This window comes from Paenibacillus sp. JDR-2 (assembly GCF_000023585.1).
Taxonomy (GTDB): domain Bacteria; phylum Bacillota; class Bacilli; order Paenibacillales; family Paenibacillaceae; genus Pristimantibacillus.
The window spans coordinates 6,180,114-6,197,253 of record NC_012914.1 but is presented as its reverse complement, the minus strand read 5'-3'; the positions used below and the strand labels follow the sequence as shown (position 1 = coordinate 6,197,253).

21 protein-coding genes and 1 riboswitch are annotated in these 17,140 nt (G+C 51.3%); of the genes, 17 read left to right on the top strand and 4 right to left on the bottom strand.

Going from position 1 to position 17,140, the window contains the following annotated elements; genetic code table 11:
- Positions 1 to 48 precede the first annotated feature (48 nt).
- The 10 genes from PJDR2_RS27140 to PJDR2_RS32170 all read left to right on the top strand — a co-directional run bounded on the left by PJDR2_RS27140 (position 49) and on the right by PJDR2_RS32170 (position 8,528).
- Complete coding sequence (locus tag PJDR2_RS27140) at positions 49 to 1,071, top strand: thiazole biosynthesis adenylyltransferase ThiF (protein ID WP_015846951.1); 1,023 nt, start codon at positions 49 to 51, stop codon at positions 1,069 to 1,071.
- A gap of 22 nt (positions 1,072 to 1,093) precedes the next feature.
- The gene (gene thiE, locus PJDR2_RS27135) at positions 1,094 to 1,738 is read left to right on the top strand and encodes a thiamine phosphate synthase (RefSeq protein WP_015846950.1); all 645 of its coding nucleotides are present in this window, start codon (positions 1,094 to 1,096) and stop codon (positions 1,736 to 1,738) included.
- Entirely contained in the window at positions 1,722 to 1,919 is a 198-nt protein-coding gene (gene thiS, locus PJDR2_RS27130) for a sulfur carrier protein ThiS (protein ID WP_015846949.1), read from the top strand. Before thiE ends, thiS begins: the two co-directional genes overlap by 17 nt.
- A 7-nt stretch (positions 1,920 to 1,926) precedes the next feature.
- Positions 1,927 to 2,706: a thiazole synthase gene (locus PJDR2_RS27125; RefSeq protein WP_015846948.1), complete on the top strand. Its 780-nt coding sequence runs from the start codon at positions 1,927 to 1,929 to the stop codon at positions 2,704 to 2,706.
- A gap of 34 nt (positions 2,707 to 2,740) precedes the next feature.
- Positions 2,741 to 3,847, top strand: coding sequence for a glycine oxidase ThiO (gene thiO, locus PJDR2_RS27120; RefSeq protein ID WP_015846947.1), 1,107 nt, complete (start codon positions 2,741 to 2,743; stop codon positions 3,845 to 3,847).
- 23 nt (positions 3,848 to 3,870) lie between these two features.
- The gene (gene thiD, locus PJDR2_RS27115; protein ID WP_015846946.1) at positions 3,871 to 4,698 is read left to right on the top strand and encodes a bifunctional hydroxymethylpyrimidine kinase/phosphomethylpyrimidine kinase; all 828 of its coding nucleotides are present in this window, start codon (positions 3,871 to 3,873) and stop codon (positions 4,696 to 4,698) included.
- A gap of 67 nt (positions 4,699 to 4,765) precedes the next feature.
- Positions 4,766 to 5,116, top strand: a complete 351-nt coding sequence (locus PJDR2_RS27110; protein ID WP_015846945.1) for a hypothetical protein — start codon at positions 4,766 to 4,768, stop codon at positions 5,114 to 5,116.
- A gap of 96 nt (positions 5,117 to 5,212) precedes the next feature.
- A riboswitch (cyclic di-AMP (ydaO/yuaA leader) is annotated at positions 5,213 to 5,351 on the top strand.
- Between the two features lie 183 nt (positions 5,352 to 5,534).
- Positions 5,535 to 6,545, top strand: a complete 1,011-nt coding sequence (locus PJDR2_RS27105; protein ID WP_015846944.1) for a hypothetical protein — start codon at positions 5,535 to 5,537, stop codon at positions 6,543 to 6,545.
- A 67-nt stretch (positions 6,546 to 6,612) separates the two neighbouring features.
- The gene (locus tag PJDR2_RS27100) at positions 6,613 to 7,719 is read left to right on the top strand and encodes an alpha/beta hydrolase (protein WP_015846943.1); all 1,107 of its coding nucleotides are present in this window, start codon (positions 6,613 to 6,615) and stop codon (positions 7,717 to 7,719) included.
- 299 nt (positions 7,720 to 8,018) lie between these two features.
- On the top strand, positions 8,019 to 8,528 hold the full coding sequence (locus tag PJDR2_RS32170) for a C40 family peptidase (RefSeq protein ID WP_049790085.1): 510 nt from the start codon (positions 8,019 to 8,021) through the stop codon (positions 8,526 to 8,528).
- 291 nt (positions 8,529 to 8,819) lie between these two features.
- Here the strand turns inward: PJDR2_RS32170 and PJDR2_RS27090 are convergent, their stop codons facing one another.
- Positions 8,820 to 9,887: a CapA family protein gene (locus tag PJDR2_RS27090; RefSeq protein WP_015846941.1), complete on the bottom strand. Its 1,068-nt coding sequence runs from the start codon at positions 9,885 to 9,887 to the stop codon at positions 8,820 to 8,822.
- 16 nt (positions 9,888 to 9,903) lie between these two features.
- The gene (locus PJDR2_RS27085; protein ID WP_015846940.1) at positions 9,904 to 10,947 is read right to left on the bottom strand and encodes a YheC/YheD family protein; all 1,044 of its coding nucleotides are present in this window, start codon (positions 10,945 to 10,947) and stop codon (positions 9,904 to 9,906) included.
- A gap of 218 nt (positions 10,948 to 11,165) precedes the next feature.
- On the opposite strand from PJDR2_RS27085, the gene PJDR2_RS27080 reads away from it, so the two are divergent.
- The 3 genes from PJDR2_RS27080 to PJDR2_RS27070 all read left to right on the top strand — a co-directional run bounded on the left by PJDR2_RS27080 (position 11,166) and on the right by PJDR2_RS27070 (position 13,476).
- Positions 11,166 to 11,915 carry a YheC/YheD family protein gene (locus PJDR2_RS27080; protein ID WP_015846939.1) on the top strand — a complete coding sequence of 250 codons (750 nt, stop codon included), beginning with the start codon at positions 11,166 to 11,168 and terminating at the stop codon, positions 11,913 to 11,915.
- Positions 11,916 to 12,067: 152 nt separating this feature from the next.
- On the top strand, positions 12,068 to 12,322 hold the full coding sequence (locus PJDR2_RS27075) for a hypothetical protein (RefSeq protein ID WP_015846938.1): 255 nt from the start codon (positions 12,068 to 12,070) through the stop codon (positions 12,320 to 12,322).
- Positions 12,323 to 12,654: 332 nt separating this feature from the next.
- Positions 12,655 to 13,476, top strand: coding sequence for a squalene/phytoene synthase family protein (locus PJDR2_RS27070; protein WP_015846937.1), 822 nt, complete (start codon positions 12,655 to 12,657; stop codon positions 13,474 to 13,476).
- 159 nt (positions 13,477 to 13,635) lie between these two features.
- Here the strand turns inward: PJDR2_RS27070 and PJDR2_RS27065 are convergent, their stop codons facing one another.
- Positions 13,636 to 14,349: an SDR family oxidoreductase gene (locus PJDR2_RS27065; RefSeq protein WP_015846936.1), complete on the bottom strand. Its 714-nt coding sequence runs from the start codon at positions 14,347 to 14,349 to the stop codon at positions 13,636 to 13,638.
- Positions 14,350 to 14,499: 150 nt separating this feature from the next.
- Positions 14,500 to 14,841, bottom strand: coding sequence for a winged helix-turn-helix transcriptional regulator (locus tag PJDR2_RS27060; protein ID WP_015846935.1), 342 nt, complete (start codon positions 14,839 to 14,841; stop codon positions 14,500 to 14,502).
- 149 nt (positions 14,842 to 14,990) lie between these two features.
- On the opposite strand from PJDR2_RS27060, the gene PJDR2_RS27055 reads away from it, so the two are divergent.
- The 4 genes from PJDR2_RS27055 (at position 14,991) to PJDR2_RS27040 (ending at position 17,115) form a co-directional block, all read left to right on the top strand.
- A complete protein-coding gene (locus PJDR2_RS27055; RefSeq protein ID WP_015846934.1) occupies positions 14,991 to 15,254 on the top strand; it encodes a hypothetical protein in 264 nt (87 codons plus the stop codon).
- 99 nt (positions 15,255 to 15,353) lie between these two features.
- Entirely contained in the window at positions 15,354 to 15,818 is a 465-nt protein-coding gene (locus PJDR2_RS27050; protein WP_015846933.1) for a heme-degrading domain-containing protein, read from the top strand.
- A 97-nt stretch (positions 15,819 to 15,915) separates the two neighbouring features.
- The gene (locus PJDR2_RS27045; protein ID WP_015846932.1) at positions 15,916 to 16,617 is read left to right on the top strand and encodes an HAD family hydrolase; all 702 of its coding nucleotides are present in this window, start codon (positions 15,916 to 15,918) and stop codon (positions 16,615 to 16,617) included.
- A 27-nt stretch (positions 16,618 to 16,644) separates the two neighbouring features.
- Complete coding sequence (locus PJDR2_RS27040) at positions 16,645 to 17,115, top strand: MEKHLA domain-containing protein (RefSeq protein WP_015846931.1); 471 nt, start codon at positions 16,645 to 16,647, stop codon at positions 17,113 to 17,115.
- Positions 17,116 to 17,140: the final 25 nt, after the last annotated feature.

Here is a 17,140-nt window from a genome sequence, read left to right as displayed (position 1 = left end):
CCATAAAGAGCCCGTTTGTGTGACAATTCTTTTTAGGAGGTTTGGCAGATGGATGAGAGACTGGAGAGATATTCAAGGCAAATGCTGTTTGCGCCAATCGGCGAGCAAGGTCAGCAGAAGCTGAGCGAAAGCTCGGTATGCGTGATCGGAATGGGAGCGCTTGGCACCGTGCTGGCGAATCATATGGTTCGCGCCGGTGTCGGACGGGTCCGCATTGTGGACCGGGACTATGTGGAGAAAAGCAATCTGCAGCGCCAGATGCTGTATGACGAGGATGATGTGCGCGAGGGCTACCCGAAGGCGATTGCCGCGGAACGCAAGCTCCGCCGGATCAATTCGGATGTGCGGATCGAGGCGGTTGTGGCGGATGTGACCGTCCATAACATTGATGAGCTGCTGGACGGCATGGATTTGGTGCTGGACGGAACGGATAACTTCCAGACCCGGTTTTTGCTCAATGACGCGTGCTTCAGCAAGGGCATTCCGTTTACCTACGGCGGTGCGGTCAGTTCTCGAGGCATGAGCGCGATTCTGGTTCCGGGCAGGACGCCTTGCCTGCGCTGCTTCCTCCCTTCGGCGGACAGCGGCGGCCAAACCTGCGATACGATTGGCGTTATCGCGCCCGTTGTTGATATTGTCGCTTCCTATCAGGCGGTAGAAGCGCTTAAATATTTGGTTGAAGCGGATCAGGCCAGGCGGAATAGCCTGGTTACCTTCGATTTGTGGAGCAACTATTACTACGAAATGAAGCTCGGAGAGGCGAAGACAGACTGCCCTTGCTGCCAGTTGAAGGAATATCCGGCACTTCAGGTGACGGAAAAGGATTCAACGGTGTCCTTATGCGGCCGAAGCACGGTTCAGATCAGCGGACATGGACCTCTGGATCTGGAGCAATGGCGCAAACGGCTGGAGCCGGCTGCGGTGAAGGTAGAGCTTAACGCTTACCTGCTTAAAGCCGAGCTGCCGGAAGGAGAGCGGCTGGTGCTGTTCCCTGACGGCAGGGTGCTTGTGCAGGGGACGGAGGACCTTGTCCGCGCTAAGACGCTGTACGCGAGATATATCGGATATTGATCATAGAGGAGATGAGAGCTGGATGAAGGATTTTCGTCTGTATGCGATCACGGGAGAGCAATTCCATCCCGGCCGCGACATGCTGGAAGTGATGGAGGAAGCAATCAAAGGCGGCGTGGATATTATTCAGCTGCGGGATAAGGACGGCAGCCCGGAAGAAGTGCTGCGCAAGGCGAAAGCGCTGCGGGAACTTACGCGTAAATACGGCGTTACGTTTATCGTCAACGATTATATCGATATCGCGCTGGAAGTAGACGCCGACGGCGTCCATCTCGGGCAAAACGACGTTTCGCTCACGGAAGCAAGACAACGCGTCGGAGATAAAATCATCGGCATTTCCACGCATGCGATTGAAGAAGCATTGCTTGCCGAAGAGCAAGGCGCCGACTATATCGGCGTTGGGCCGGTATTCCCGACGAAGACGAAGGTGGATGTCGTTGATCCGGTAACGGTGGCATACGTCCGGCAGGTAGCGGAAAAGGTTAATATTCCTTTTGTCGCGATTGGCGGAATTAAGCTGGGCAACGTGGATGAAGTACTTGCGGCGGGAGCAACAAGAATTTGCGCGGTGAGCGAGATTGTCGGAAGCTCCGATGTCGCGGGCACCTGCCAGGCGTTCCTCCGCAAGCTGGAAGGAGCGGGAGAGTCGCATGCTGCTGATCGTTAATGGCGAGTCCCAAGAGCTGGATGCCCGCACGATCGGGGATGTCATTCTTCATTTTGGGCTGGAAGGGCGTCCGGTGGTCGTTGAAGCGGATGGCGAGATTATTGCGAAGGAACAGTGGCCGGAGACGGAAGTAAGGCCGCAGATGAAAATAGAGCTGGTTCATTTTGTAGGGGGAGGCTGAGCGTAGGATGAAAAAGGATGTATGGCATATCGGGGGACATGAGCTCACCTCGCGGTTTTTTATCGGGACGGGATTATTCCCGAGCCCTTACGTGCAGAAGGAAGCGATCCGGGAATCGGGAGCGGAGGTGCTGACCTTTGCCATTCGCCGGATTAACCTCGCTTCAACCGAGGATGACTCGATTCTGCAGCATGTGGAAGGGGAAGGATTCCGATTCCTGCCGAATACGTCCGGCGCAAGCACGGCCGAAGAAGCCGTACGCATTGCCCGGTTGGCAAAGGCATCGGGACTCAGCGATTGGATTAAGGTCGAGATCAGCGCCAATGAGCGTACGCTGCTGCCCGATCCGCTGGAGACGCTGAAGGCAACGGAAATTCTCGTAAAGGAAGGCTTTACGGTCCTTCCTTACACTTCCGATGATCCGATCCTGTGCAAAAGGCTGGAGGAAGCGGGGGCGGCTGCCGTTATGCCGGGAGCGGCGCCTATCGGTACGGGGCTTGGTATTTTGAATCCGTATAATATCGGCCTGATCGCGGAGGAAGCGAAGGTGCCGATTATCGTGGACGCGGGCCTAGGCTCGGTCAGCGACGTGGCGCAGGCGATGGAGCTTGGCGTGTCGGGCGTTTTGATGAATACGCCGGTCGCCAAAGCGAAGGATCCGGTTGGCATGGCGCGGGCGATGAGGCTCGCGATTGAAGCGGGCCGTCTGTCGTATTTGTCCGGTCGGATCTCGAAGAAGCGTTACGCATCGGCAAGCAGCGGTCATGAGCAGTTTATTGTGAAATAACTGGCCGATTATTTAATAGAAAGCTGGTCTAACCATGGGAGAAACGATTGTCATTATGGGCGGAGGCGTAGTTGGGCTTTCCTGCGCTTTCGAGCTGCAGAAGCGCGGGCATCAGGTTATTGTCCTGGAGATTGGCCGCTGCGGCGGGCAGGCTTCCGGCGCTGCGGCCGGGATGCTCGCACCCTACTCGGAAAATGTAGAAGGGCCGGATGATTTCTTCCGTTTGTGCCGGGAAAGCCTGCGGCTGTATCCGTCCTGGCGCGACGAGGTCCGGCAGATATCCGGCCGTACGTTCGAATATACCGATTCGGGCAGCCTCTATATTGCCTATCACGAGGCGGACCGTCTGGCGCTGGAGGGGCGTCGCCTCTGGCAGAACGAGCACGGATCAAGCGGCATTGTGCTGGAAGGGGAAGAACTGTTCCGCCAAGAGCCGATGTTGTCCCACGAGGTGAAGGCCGCTCTCTACACGCCGGAGGAAAGCCATGTCTATGCGCCGGATTACGTGTTGGCGCTTGAGCAGGCATGCCGCCTGACCGGTGTTCGAATCTTCGAGCAGTTAGGTTCGGTAACCGTTGATAAGTGGCGCGAGGATGTCGTTGTTACCGCCCAGACGGGGTGGAGCTTTACCGGCGACCGGCTGGTCGTCTGCTCCGGCGCCTGGGCACGGGAGCTTGAGGATGTATTCGGCATCCGTATTCCGGTGTACCCGATCCGCGGTCAGATTTGCGCTTATGAAGCGGAAGTAAAGCCGGTGCAGCATATGGTGTTCTGCAATCAGGGTTATTTGGTTGCAAAAGAAAACGGCACGCTTGTATGCGGGGCTTCCGAGGATGTGGCGGGCTTTGACACAACCGTTACGGAGCGGGGAATCGAGCGGCTGCGCAAGTGGAACAAGCAGGCGTTCCCGTTTCTCGCCGGGCAGGAGCCGTTTCACCGCTGGGCAGGCCTGAGGCCTTCCACGCAGGATGGATTCCCATTGCTTGGACCGGTTCAGGAATCGGGCGGCCGCGTCATTATGGCGGCGGGCCATTACCGCAACGGTATTCTTCTCAGCCCGGTTACGGCACAGGTTGTGGCCGATTATATCGATAACGGCAGCAGGCTGCAGGCGTTTGCGCCGGAACGGTTTTCCTACTAAACGATAAACGGGGTGAAATAAAAATGGACGAATACATAAACGGCAATGTAGCCCGGGCTTTGACGATTGCCGGCTCGGACAGCGGCGGCGGAGCAGGCATTCAGGCGGATTTGAAAACGTTCCAGGAGCTTGGTGCCTACGGGATGTCCGCTCTGACGGCGATTACCGCGCAAAATACGCTTGGCGTGCAAGGCGTATTCCCGCTCGCCAAGGAAGCGGTAAAGGCGCAGATTCACTCCGTCGGCAGCGATATCGGCGTTGACGCTTTAAAGACCGGCATGCTGTTTAGTGCCGAGATTATCGAGGAAGTAGCCGAGGCGATTGCTTTCTTTGGCTGGAAGAAGGTTGTGGTAGACCCGGTTATGATCGCAAAAGGCGGCGCATCGCTCCTGCAGGTAGAGGCCGTCCGGGCTTTAAGCCGCAAGCTGCTGCCGCTCACGATGATTATTACGCCAAACATTCCGGAGGCCGAACACCTGACCGGGATGGCCATCCGCAACAAGAACGACAAGCTTGAGGCGGCGAAAAAGCTGTCCAGCCTCGGCGCCCGTTATGTCCTCATTAAAGGCGGGCATGAAGCAGGAGCTGATGCGGTGGATCTGTTATACGACGGCAGCGGCTATAGCGAGCTCTCCGGGAAACGAATCGTTACCGAGCGTACGCATGGCACCGGCTGCACCTATTCGGCTGCGCTCACCGCGGGTCTCGCTCAAGGGCTTGATATCGAAGAAGCCGTTCGCCAGGCAAAAGCCTATATTCAAGCCGCCATTGAAGACGGCATTATCGTCGGCAGCGGACATGGCCCAACGAATCATTGGGCATATCGCAAGAGAGGACTAGTCACTAAATAGTGGGACAAGATCCAGTCCTAATTCCGCGCTCCCCATCATACATATGATTAAGAGGAGCGTGAGTAAGGTGGAGGATAACAAAGTCAAGCGTTATTATCAGCTTAAGCAAAAGCAGAAGGAAATCGAGCAGGAATTATCCGAGCTGCGCGGTGAAATCGTGCAGCATTGCGCCGAGCTGGAGCTCTCCGAACTGGAGGTAGGCAGCTACAAGTTGAAGATTGTTTCCCAAGAGCGCAAGGAATTTGATGAGAGCAAGCTGTTTGCCGCTCTTCCCGATCCTGATGTATGGCGGCTGCTCTCGAAGCCCGATACCTCCAAAATCGCCGGTCTCATCAAGCTGAACGTTATTTCGGAAGAAACCATTAAGGATACGTTTTCGGTTAAGCACTTATTTCTTCTTCAAGTGGATAAGAAGTGACCGCAGAGATATAACATAACCCCGTCCAACCTTCCTTCGGAAATTGGGCGGGGATTTTTATTGATTAATTGTTGACAATATTAAGAATTGTGAGATAATTACAATAAGCTTAGTTCTCGGCGTTGCCGAGAAGCGGGGAAACCAATCTTTTGGGGCGAATCAGCCGGTTATCGGCTGTAGGGAACCATCTATCCCGAGTCCGTCAGCTAACCTCGTCAGCTTTGAGATGGGTCTTTTGCGAATAACATTGCAAACGATAGACCCTTGAAGGGTCTTTTTCTGTTTTAAAGGCCCAAAATGCACACAGACCATGATCATGCTCTGTGTTGCTGGGGTCTTTTTTTTTCATTTTTCGTGGAGGTGGGATGGACTTCCCGGCATAGGTGATGCTTTTAATAACCTTTTGGAGGGATGCGAGATGGTACAACCAATGGCCGATAACGGTAGATCGGCAGGTCTGTCGGAGGCGGAAAGAGAACGGCTTAAGAAGCATTTTCGCGTCAATGATTATTACTTAAACCTGATTGACTGGGATGATCCGAAGGATCCGATCCGCAAGCATCTGATTGCGGCCGCGGGGGAAGCGCCTCACGGGATCCAGGAGTTCACTTGGGAAGCTGCCGGCTGCAAGCATATTTATCAATCGATGGTTCTTCTCCCCGTGTCCCAGGCAGCGGAAGGAATTGCCTACATTGCCGAACATAATGAGATTCATAAGGTTGTGCTGACGGGAGATAGTCTGATGTTAGGTATTGCCAAGCTGACTAGTATTATCGAGCAGCTGCGGGATATCGAGCATATCGGCACGATTAGATTGGATTCCAGAATGCCCGTTCATAATCCAATGCGAATTTATGAGGACCATGCATTATTAAAGATGTTAAGTCAGTTCTCGAGTCCGGAGAAGCGGATCTATTTGATGACTACGATTAACCATCCGAGAGAATTAACGGCCGAAGCGAAGAAAGCCTTTAATGCCCTTCACCAGGCGGGAGTTGTCGTTCTTAATCAAACCCCTATTGTCAAGGGCGTTAATAATGATCCTCTTCTGTTAGGCAAGCTGATTGATCAGCTGTCCCAGGCTGGGGTTTCACCATATTCCTTTATCATTAACCGTCCTAATTCTTCTTATCCTGAGTCTAGCCTGTCTCTGCAAACGCAGTTCTCTATCGTTCAGCAAGCAAAAGAACTAACCGCGGAGCTAGGGAAGCGGATCAGGCTTTTGATGGCTCATGATTATGGCAAGGTTGAATTGTTGGATATAGAAGGCGGCAAAGCCTACGTGAAATATCATCACTATCAAGAAGAAGGAAAAGGCCGTTTTATCATGCTGGACTGTCCTCCTGAAGCATCGTGGCTGGAGGATCTGTCGGAGCATGATGATCATATGGTCTATCTGCCGTCCGGTCAGCCTGCAAAGAATAAATAAAGGATGTTCATAAGCCAAAGGAGAAGTAAGAAGGGATCGCATTTCACATCCCGGGAGGCTTCTGTTAATGAGAGTATACAGCCAGGAAATTGTGAACGCTCTGCAGGCTCAGCAGGAAGAAGCAAACTTGAACGGCACGCAGGTTATTGTAAAGGTTAATCCGGAAGAGACAAGGGCCGGTTATCTGGATCCCTACGAGCTTCAGCTTATTAGGAAATGGGCCGGGGAACAAAAGGTTGCCCCAGCCCAGCCTCCGTCGCCGGAGGAGCAGCTTCAGCTTATTCGAGATTCCATGGGATTTCCGAACCGTAATTTGAATACGGTGGAGATTTACACCGGTTATGAACGCGTAAAGCTTGGCGACAATGAGGTTGGCCTATGGCGGTATTACCCGCGCAAATCGATGCGGAAGCCTAACAAACCTTGTCTCATCTATATTCACGGCGGCGGCTGGATCGGCGGTACCGTGTTTGCGGTGGAGAACCCTTGCCGGCTGATCGCCGAGCTGGCCGATGCCGTTGTCTTTAATATTGACTATTCATTGGCTCCGGAGCATAAGTTCCCTAACGGGTTTAACGACTGCTTTAATGCCGTTCAATATATTTATGAGCATGCCGAGGACTACGGCATCGACCGGAACCGGATTGCCGTAGGCGGCGACAGTGCCGGCGGCAACCTGTCGGCTGCCGTAGCAGCCAAGGACCGGGATTTAGGTACGCGTATGGTAGCCCAGCAGGTGCTGATTTATCCGTGCGTTACCTTCCTTAACGGGGTGAACGGTTATCAGTGGGAGCTGTCCCAGTTCGAGATGGCGGATGAACAAAGAGCTATGATTGATCCCATGCTGGGGATTGGACGGCCTACCGAGGCTGATCCGGAAGTCAGAAAAGCATGGGAGCTTTATCTGCCTCGCGAAGAGGACGTACGTAATCCTTATGTCAGTCCGCTTCTGGCTGACAGCAAAGATCTGCCGCGCACGTTGTGCGTTGGTGCGGAATTTGACGGGCTGCGCATTCAGTCGGAAGTATACAGCAGGCAGCTTGCGGCCGCCGGCGTTCCGGTGAAGACAATCCGGTACAAGGGATGTACGCATGCTTTTATCGACCGTCTGGGCTTTGTGCCGCAGGCAGAGGATTTATGTATTGAAATTGCAAATGCTTTGAAAGCACTATAATAGAAGAGATAGTTTTTCCAAGCCCGTTCTTCCTTGATGGAAGAACGGGCTTTTATCGTTAATCCTATGTGAAAAATGAAAAATCAGGATTATAGCATAGTTGATAGCACGCAACAAGTAAGAAAATACTCATCATAGACTCATAGGATTCTCAGAAAGTGGTTAAGACCCAAGAAACGCCTAGATTACAGCATTCTTAACGCTTTCATTTACCGCTCGTTGCCAATTTTTGCGGGTGTTCTTGGGGTTCTGAGCCAATTTATAATAGCCCTATCACGATGATAGGGAGTGAAGAACAAATGAAATTCATGACAAAAATCGCGATGCTATTGGTGGCTATCGCATTACCGGTAACAGCGCTTCTTCATACGACAGCGGATGCAGCGATGTCTTCGGACGCGAAAAGAGCGAAGGTTGTTCAAACTGCATTAAACTTAAAAGGTAAAGTCAATTACGTGCATTGGCAAGACCGTCAAGAGAAAAAAGCCCCTTACGCAACAGACTGCTCCGGTTTCACGGCGCTTGTATATAAACTTGCTAATGTTGGCGTTACTCTCGTTAGCCGCGACGACGACGCGCAAGCTAAAGTAGGAACTAAAGTAGGCTACGGCAACTTCAAAAAAGGCGATCTTCTGTTCTTCTGGAACAGCGGTTCGAAAAACCATAAAGACGTAGGCCACGTCGGCATCTACATCGGCAACGGCAAAATGATTCACAACGCAAGCCCTTCGGCAGACGTTATTATTTCGGATGTTAACTCGAGCTATTACAAGCAGCGTTTCATCGTGGGGAGACGCGTAATTAACTAGATTGGCTGATTAGGTGAGTTAACACTTACACTGCGCATTCAAATATTCCTTTCAACCGCTGTTGTTCGGGGGATTTTTTCAATAAGTTTGTAGAGGAGAAATCCCCCGAACAAAGGCGGGCTAAAAGCTTTCTGAAAGAAAGCTACATCGGAAGCATAATCTACGCTTTTCAAGAAACATTCGAATTCTCCGTTTAACGTCAAACCTCAGCTAAATGTCAAAATCTTATTTAATTGCTTAAAGGAACAAGGAAAAGCCGTACGGAATGATCCGTACGGCATTTTTTTGTGGTTAAATGATTTCCGCGTTGACGGAGTCAGAGTCCTTTACGATATGCTGACGGACATGGTGGATCATTTTTTTCATGCGGACGGCTTCGGCACTGGACGGATCGAGCTTTTTTAAATGGGCGCTAAGGGGGAAAACCTTAAATGCGCTTCGGCCTCCCGTTTTGCTAATCCGCGTCCAGGTTGGAATAAAGTCGACCTTCTTGATTCGAATGGTGCCGTCATCAAGCTTGCGCACTTGGAGCTGAGTGATAAGGCCGGTTAAGGTATGATCGTTGTAATAAAGGCGGGTCGAAATAATATTGCCGAGGGAATAGATGGCGAATCTGCGGATACCCGATCCGCTTTTATAGAAAACGGCTGGTTGAATGGTATGCGAGTGGGCACCGAGTATAATGTCAGCGCCATTTTTGAATAATAATTGCACCATATCCTTTTGCTTCTGTACCGGATAATTCGAGTATTCTCTGCCCATATGCAGGCATACGATAGTCAGATCGACGTTTTTGGCTTTTAGCCGTTTCAGGTCGGAGACCATTTTGGCCGGATTGATCAGGTCAACCGCCCATTTATGGTCCGAAGGAACCGGGATTTTATTTGTGGTTTTCGTATAAGCAAGGAAGCCGATCTTGATGCCTTTGACTTCTTTGACGACCAGATGCTGCGCTTCATTCTGCGTCCGGTAAGTACCGGTATGGGCAATCCCTTTGGCATCCAAAATTCTGAGCGTACGCTTCAGACCGTTAATGCCGTTGTCCATGCAATGATTATTGGCTGTCGAGACAAAGTCGAAGCCAAGATTTTTCAAGGTATCGGCGAAAGCGTCCGGGCAGTTGAACATAGGCCAGTTCGTACGAGGATGCCGTTTCACAACACTGTAAGCGTCCTCGGAGGTTTTACCCGCAAATACGGTTTCCAGGTTGCCAATCGTCAGATCGGCATTACGCAGATAAGGGGCGATCGGTTCGAACAGATGGTCGAAGGAATAGCCTTTTTCCCCTTTGCAGGAGTTGATAATACGCGTCTTCATCAGGAAATCCCCGACTGCGGCTATCGTTATTTCCGTACTCATGATTCATCTCCGTTTATTAGGTTTTTGACAGCAGGCTGCGGGCATATTGAAAATGCGTATGCAGGCTTTGCTCCCAAGCTTTGAGTCCATATAGCTGCCGCATAATTTTTTTCCCGGGCTTGATGTTGATCTCAAGCAGCCACAGCTTGCCGTGGACATCTACCGCGAGGTCAATGCCAAGCTCGCAAAGGCGGGCGCCATAGGATTTTTCCGTAAACGCCGGAATATATTCCGCGAGTTCGCGAACGGATTTGGCGAGCGCTTCGCCTTTCTCGTCGCCAAACTCTTTTTTTAGATAGGAGCTTGCTTCAAAGGCATGGCCGCCGCTCTTCAGGTTGGACGTAATCCGGCCGCGCTGTGCCTCGCGCACGGCAATCCCCGTTGTCTGCCAGTTCCCTTCGCTTTGCTTCAGCATCAACGCGCGAATGTCGTAAATAATTCCTTGCTTGTTCCGGATATCAATCCACTGCTGCATGATTTGACGTTCCTTGCTCAGTGCGCGCCTAATTAACGAACGGATGCCAAGAGCGCTCATTAATCGCGTTTGCTCGCCGTTTTTCTGCACCTTGTACTGTCCTTGCTCGAGCGTGACGCGTACGATATCTCTGCCGCCCCAGCCGTTAATCGGCTTTAGCATGACGCTATTATGTTTTTTCACAAAGGCTAGAAAGCTGCTTGGATCCTTCACCGGTTCAGTAGGCAGAAGATACGGCTTCAGAACGGGGGAAGTAAGCAGATGCTTCTGGATCCGGATTTTGTTACCGATGCCGTAGCCGGTAAACGGGAAAGAGGGTGCCTTTTTGACCAGAGTGGCTCTGGCGACTTGCGATCCTTTGTAAAATCCGATATCCATGTTCATCCGGGGAAGAGGCATTGTCTGCCTGCTCCATGTTCCGCCTTTATATACATAGCCTGTTATCCTTCGGGTTGTCAGGTTCACATCTTTAGGGGTGTAAACGAGAATGCCGCTGAATTTCTCGGCGAGGGCTGATTTGGCATGTCTAGCAAAGCTTCCCGCATGGCCGATCCGATGGTTCATGATTCCTAAGATGTCGCTCATCTTTGTTTCTCCTGTCCTGTGGCCTTAAGCTGTAGTCGGAACTGTGTATTATCATATGAAGCATGATATTTGTCCGGCATGGGATAAACGCCTATTCCTCAAGGGGTAGACGTCCGTTGAAGGTACTTTTTGAGGCTTGAAGGAATAGTATGGAGCAAGCGATTAGCCTCATATAGAAGGACATGTAACTGCTGTACATCAATGGAGGAGATTCCACCATGAAAGGCTATATGATTAAATATCCGGGGCGAAAATGGTTAAAGCATGTAGCACTGTCGGGTGAAGAAGAGCTCCGTGATTACTTGCCGGATACGGAGCAATTTACACCAAAGGGTTTTATCAGCATGATTGACCGTTACCCCGTCCTGTTCGTGAAGCCGGATCTTGGCATGAAGGGACAGGGTGTCATGAAGGTTTATTATAAGGATGGCCGAATCGTCATTCGGACGGAGGACAGCCGCTATTCGTTCCAATCCGCTAAATTCGCGGCCATCAAGCTGAAGCAGTTGATCGGAACGAAGCGGTATCTTATGCAGCAGGGAATCGATCTGATTCAGATTGACGGGAACCCCATAGATTTTCGTATCCTTCTGCATTTGCGGCGGGACGAAACCTGGAAGTTCTTTGGCGTTATGGGCAAGGTGGCGGCGCCTAACCGGTTCGTGACGAACCATAGCAGCGGGGGGAAAGCGATCCGGCTGCATCAGGCGCTTGGCCTTACGAGGCAGGAATGCGAGCCATGGGAGAAGAAGCTTCGGGAGATGGCGTTTAAGGTTGCGAGCGGGATGAAAAAGCATTTTCCGCTCATTACCGAGCTTGGCCTGGATATCGCGATCGATACCGAGCACCGCGTCTGGCTGCTCGAGGCCAACACGAAGCCTCAGTTCCAGCTGTTCCGCTATCATTCCAATCCTAAGCTGTACGCCCAGATCGCCTCTTCGGTGAAGAATATTAGAGGAGATGTGTAGGGGGAGTACCGCTTAATCCGGTTCTAATTAAAGTGTCTATTATAAATACAAAATTTGGTATGTAATTAAATGAAACTAGCGTGTGAAGCACACCGCTCTTTTCCGTTTTTGACGGAAGGGGGCGGTTGTTTTATTTTCAGGGGAGGATTTGCATGTTCGATCAGCTGTTAGGGAAGTTGTACAGTCAAGGAGCAGGCCAGGAGATTACGCTGCATCAAAGGGAGATTATTCGGATTGTATCGTATCGACTAGATCCCGTATCGCCGGTGGAGGTTAGCAAGGCATTGGGGATTAGCACGCAGTTTGCACGGAAGCTGATGCTGGATCTGGTAGATAAGCAGTATCTGATGTCGGCTTCCCAAGGCGAACGCGTTCGTTACTATCGCCTTGGGAAGCGTAAGGCATGAACGCTAGAGCGAGTTGCAGGCTTAACGCTGTGCGACATCGTTAAGGCGGTCGAGAAAGCCGGAAGCGAGGAGCTTAACGATACGGCAGATCGTTAAGCCACTCTAAATTAACCATTTTACCCGTAAACGAGGTGGAATCGGCTTCTTAACGATGCCGCGCATCGTTAAGACTCCTTGGGAAGAAACTTGGCGTCTGCGAAAGTACCCTGACAGGCGATGATCAGCCCGTTTTAACCCTCATATCGGTCGAATTGGGTCGAAAATTTTACTTTTGGGGAAGCGTTAAAGTATGATGGATACATAAGAAAGTTTTCGTGAGATTTTACCGTGGTATGGAGGGAATTCCCATTACGAACATGATGTTGAACGACGCAATGACGATGCTGAAGCTGACAAGCCGGACCTTTTATATTCCCATCAGCAAGCTGATACCAGAGTTAAAAGAGGCCGTATCGTCCGCCTACCTGTGCATGAGAGCAATTGACGAGGTAGAAGACGATGAGAAGCTGCCGGCTCCGATCAAAAAAGAACTGCTGCTTGGGGCAGCGCAAGCGATGAAATCGCAAAATATCGAGGAATCGCTTCATCAAGTGTGGCAGCCTCACAGGGATAGGCTCCCGGAAGTTACGTTGCGGATGTCCGAATGGGCGCAGCTGTGCCCGGCTGGCCTTGCCCCTACCGTATACAACTACATTACGATGATGGCTGAACAGATGGCGGATTGGGTTGGAACCTCGTGGAATATCCGGACGGAAGAGGATCTGGATAAGTACACCTACAGCGTTGCCGGCATGGTAGGCGAAATGCTGTCCGATATCTGGCGCTGGTATGACGGAACGGAGACCGACCGTGAAAAGGCGATTGCATTTGGCCGCGGCTTGCAAGCGGTTAATATTATGCGAAACCGGGCGGAGGACATGGAGCGTGGCGTTGATTTCTTCCCGGATGGCTGGGATCTTAAGGACATGCTGCGCTACACCCGGCGCAACCTGAAGCAGGCGGATGAGTATCTCGCGGAATTGAAAAAAGGTCCTGCGCGCAGCTTCTGCCAAATCCCTTTGTCGCTTGCCCATGCAACCGTTAACCTGATTGCCGTCGGCGGCAATAAGCTGACGCGGGACGCCGTGCTGAAGATCGTCAGCAAGATCAAGTAACTCCATACAAAGAAAGTGCCCCACAGCACCGTGCTGTGGGGCTAAGTATTTATATTATTAAAAGGGGGGTTGAGTCCTATTATAGGCAATGTTCATTAAAGAAAGATGAACATTACATTTCGAGTATGTTACAAATATTAACCAAATGATTCCAATCGCTTAGATGAGCCTATGCCCGCCGTCCACATGCTGGACGGTACCGGTAACAAACGAGTTTTGGATCAGATAAAGCACGCATTGAGCAACATCCGAAGCAGAGCCGACCCGCTTAGCCGGGAGCTTTCCGGCCACCGTATGATACAGCTGATTCCGCGCTTCCTCCGGCATTTTGCTTCGAGAAGGAGTATCGATAATTCCTGGAGAGACCACGTTGACCCTGATCGGGGCCAGCTCAAGCGCAAGCGTCTGACCCAGGTTCGAGACGGCTGCGTTAACCGCCCCTAAAGCGGCTGATCCGGCCATCGCTTTATAGGCTGCAACTCCTGAAAATAAGGTAATGGATCCTCCATCGGCAAGCTTAGGCGCGCCATATCTGGCTGCATAGTATTGTCCCCAGAATTTATTCTCGAACAGCTCGCGGGAACGAGCCGACTCGGTCTGAAGAAAAGCACCGCCCGAGGTTTCGGCCGCGCTGACTACGAGATGATCCAGATTCCCAATCCTCTCGAAAAAGAGCTTCACCTGCTCCTCTACTGTTGTATCCAGCACATATGCGGATGCGGCAGGACCCAATTGATCGACAGCTGCCTGCAGCTTAGCCTCCGAACGGCTTGCAATAATGACTTCCGCCCCTTGCTCTATAGCCTGCCGCGCCGTCTCCAATCCAATTCCCGAGCTTCCTCCGATAATGGCAATTCTTTGATTCAGCAGCATATTTGATTCCTCCCGATTTGAAGATAAGAGCGCTTTGCTCTTGCAATGAGCACAGCATAACGCCAATAATTCCGTTTGGGAAGTAGTGTTATTTTATTCATATAGTTACCGAAAAGTAAGAATTGTGCCAGGACGAGGACTGCGGATTATTTATTTTTCAGCTAGTGTAAGGCCAAACCGTTTCAATTCGATAAAAATCCCCTCTAGCTGCCTGCCCCTCTCCGTTAATGTGTACTCCACTCTTGGCGGCACCTCCGGATATACCTTACGCCCGATAATCCCTTTTGCTTCGAGCTCTTTCAGCCTGAGCGACAGCGTCTTGGGGCTGATGCCTTCCATTCCTTTCAGCAAATCGCTGAAGCGTAATGTCCCTTCGATCAGCAGATCGCGGATAATAAGGAAGGTCCATTTAGTTCCTATGACATCCAGCGCAGCTTCAATCGGACAAGGCTCGCCTGGCGTTCCTTTATTTAATGCAACAGGTTCAATCACGCTGTCTACATCCTTCCCTTGGCGGTCTCTATTTGTTTGCTCTCATAGTAGCATAATCGATAGCTCCGTAGGAGTAGATGTCCAAGCCGAATCGTGGGACGTGCATACGATAAAAGGCAGGTATTCTAGCAGCGAAAGGAGAGAGGTAGATGGCAGCAAAGGGGAAAGGCATCCGGGAAAACCAGGTGTATTCGAACCGGGTCGTACGTTCGGAATTTGATAAGAACTGGAGGAGTGTGATTACGGGAAGCGGGTACTTCGTCTATATTGCGAAGAGAAACAATGCCCAAGTCACGGTTCTGCTTTCAACAGGAGCGGAAAAACTCATTACCTTCAATAAAGGCGGCAAGGTTTTTGTAGGTTCAGGCGGCGTCAGTCATTACACGAAGCCGCATTGGGTGAAAAATCTATAACGGACTAACCTCTTGGAGCCTAGGCGTTGCGGTTTCCAAGGGGTTATTTTTATAGTAAGATGGGTTTGTTAGGATTCGGATGCAGGGAGAGATAGAGCCATGAACGATTTGATGAAGACATTGCTTGCACAGGAAGAGGAGCTTCAGTTCGATTCTTTCACCAATGAGGACGCGCTGCAATTAGGCAATATCGTGGTACAGCATGCGAAGGATGCAATCGGCAAAGGGATTGCCGTACATATCGAGAACGATGAGCATCCGCTTTTTACCCACTACATGGCGGGTACTTCGAAGGACAATATTTATTGGGTGAATACGAAGAAAAATGTTGTGAACCATTTTGGCCACAGCTCTTTATATGTTGGCGAGATGTTCCGTGACCAGGGGACAACGTTCCCGGAAAGCTCGGGCTTGCCGCTGTCCGACTATCAAGGCGAAGGCGGATCGTTCCCGATTATCGTCCTCGGCCAAGGCAAAGTCGGCACGATTACCGTATCCGGTCTGACCGGCGAAGAAGACCATCAAGCGGCGGTGGACGGCATCCGCAAATTTTTGAAGAAGTAGCAGGGCGTTGCAATGAATAGACACCTCCGTTTTAATCGTTCCGATTAGGTATGGAGGTGTTTTTATGTTTGCCTGCGGTTGAAAGGAGATAGTCTGGATGAGGGAAAAAGCTATTTTTCTTGATTTTTACGGGACGCTGGTGCATGAAGACGACGATATTTTACCGCTGATTTACGATCAGATCCTAGCAAGCATGGAGACCTCGTGCGAGCCGGGCGAGATCGGTCAATATTGGTGGAAAACGCTGTCCGGCTTGTTTGATGCCAGCTTCGGAGAACGGTTTAAGCCGCAGCGGGAGCTGGGGCTTCTGTCTCTTGCCGAGACGCTAACGCATTTCCGGTCGGACTGTTCGGCGGAACAGCTTATCCGCAGGCAGTTCGAGCATTGGATGAAGCCGGAATTGTATGAGGACACGCTGCCTTTTCTATCGACTTTCAGTCATCTTCCGATTTATATTATATCCAATATCGATACGGCGGATATTGCGGCAGCGGCTATGTTTCACGGGATAAAGGTAACGGACATCATAACTAGCGAGGATGTCCGGGCCTATAAGCCGCGTCCGGAATTGTTCCTTGAGGGCATAAAGCGCTGCGGCCTCAAACCATCGGAGATTGTGCATATCGGTGACTCTTATAGCAGTGATGTTATCGGAGCAGGCAGGCTCGGGATTCAGACGATCTGGCTTAACCGCCTGAATAAACGGCAGCCGCAAGGGATCGAGCCGGATTATACATGCCATGATTTAAAAGCGGCTGAACAGTGGCTGTTGCAGAGTAAGGAAAACGTAGTGGGATAATAAGCAGATGCTTCTAGGAGGATCAAGATGGACAAGCCGCTGACAGGCGTGGGTGCAACTTACGAGCATGGCAAGCTGCTCGCGGACAGCTACCGGAGATGGACGGGGCAGGACTTGGCACCCGTTGAGAATAGTAGGGAGAAAGGGCTGGAGGAGCAGCTGTTTACGGCTCCGAGAGTGATTTTGTCGCATGGGACGGAAAGCGATCCGGTGCTGAATTACGGAAACCGCATGGCTTTGGGGTTATGGGAGATGACGTGGGAACAGCTTACGGGCACGCCCTCCAGACTCACGGCTGAGCCGATGGAAAGGGCGGAACGGGACCGGTTTTTTACGCAGGTTACGGCAAACGGTTACGTCGATAACTATACCGGTATCCGGATCTCCGGAACGGGACGGAGGTTTTATATCGTTAACGCTACGGTGTGGAATCTGGTGGATGAGCAGGGGATTTACAGAGGGCAGGCGGCAACCTTCCTGGATTACAAATACTTGTAGTGTGCTCTGCGCTATGAACCTTTAA

Coding starts and splice junctions, on each gene's coding strand:
- PJDR2_RS27140 (WP_015846951.1), top strand. CDS start 49: ATGGATGAGAGACTGGAGAGATATTCAAGGCAAATGCTGTTTGCGCCA.
- thiE (WP_015846950.1), top strand. CDS start 1,094: ATGAAGGATTTTCGTCTGTATGCGATCACGGGAGAGCAATTCCATCCC.
- thiS (WP_015846949.1), top strand. CDS start 1,722: ATGCTGCTGATCGTTAATGGCGAGTCCCAAGAGCTGGATGCCCGCACG.
- PJDR2_RS27125 (WP_015846948.1), top strand. CDS start 1,927: ATGAAAAAGGATGTATGGCATATCGGGGGACATGAGCTCACCTCGCGG.
- thiO (WP_015846947.1), top strand. CDS start 2,741: ATGGGAGAAACGATTGTCATTATGGGCGGAGGCGTAGTTGGGCTTTCC.
- thiD (WP_015846946.1), top strand. CDS start 3,871: ATGGACGAATACATAAACGGCAATGTAGCCCGGGCTTTGACGATTGCC.
- PJDR2_RS27105 (WP_015846944.1), top strand. CDS start 5,535: ATGGTACAACCAATGGCCGATAACGGTAGATCGGCAGGTCTGTCGGAG.
- PJDR2_RS27100 (WP_015846943.1), top strand. CDS start 6,613: ATGAGAGTATACAGCCAGGAAATTGTGAACGCTCTGCAGGCTCAGCAG.
- PJDR2_RS32170 (WP_049790085.1), top strand. CDS start 8,019: ATGAAATTCATGACAAAAATCGCGATGCTATTGGTGGCTATCGCATTA.
- PJDR2_RS27090 (WP_015846941.1), bottom strand. CDS start 9,887: ATGAGTACGGAAATAACGATAGCCGCAGTCGGGGATTTCCTGATGAAG.
- PJDR2_RS27085 (WP_015846940.1), bottom strand. CDS start 10,947: ATGAGCGACATCTTAGGAATCATGAACCATCGGATCGGCCATGCGGGA.
- PJDR2_RS27080 (WP_015846939.1), top strand. CDS start 11,166: ATGAAAGGCTATATGATTAAATATCCGGGGCGAAAATGGTTAAAGCAT.
- PJDR2_RS27075 (WP_015846938.1), top strand. CDS start 12,068: ATGTTCGATCAGCTGTTAGGGAAGTTGTACAGTCAAGGAGCAGGCCAG.
- PJDR2_RS27070 (WP_015846937.1), top strand. CDS start 12,655: ATGGAGGGAATTCCCATTACGAACATGATGTTGAACGACGCAATGACG.
- PJDR2_RS27065 (WP_015846936.1), bottom strand. CDS start 14,349: ATGCTGCTGAATCAAAGAATTGCCATTATCGGAGGAAGCTCGGGAATT.
- PJDR2_RS27055 (WP_015846934.1), top strand. CDS start 14,991: ATGGCAGCAAAGGGGAAAGGCATCCGGGAAAACCAGGTGTATTCGAAC.
- PJDR2_RS27050 (WP_015846933.1), top strand. CDS start 15,354: ATGAACGATTTGATGAAGACATTGCTTGCACAGGAAGAGGAGCTTCAG.
- PJDR2_RS27045 (WP_015846932.1), top strand. CDS start 15,916: ATGAGGGAAAAAGCTATTTTTCTTGATTTTTACGGGACGCTGGTGCAT.
- PJDR2_RS27040 (WP_015846931.1), top strand. CDS start 16,645: ATGGACAAGCCGCTGACAGGCGTGGGTGCAACTTACGAGCATGGCAAG.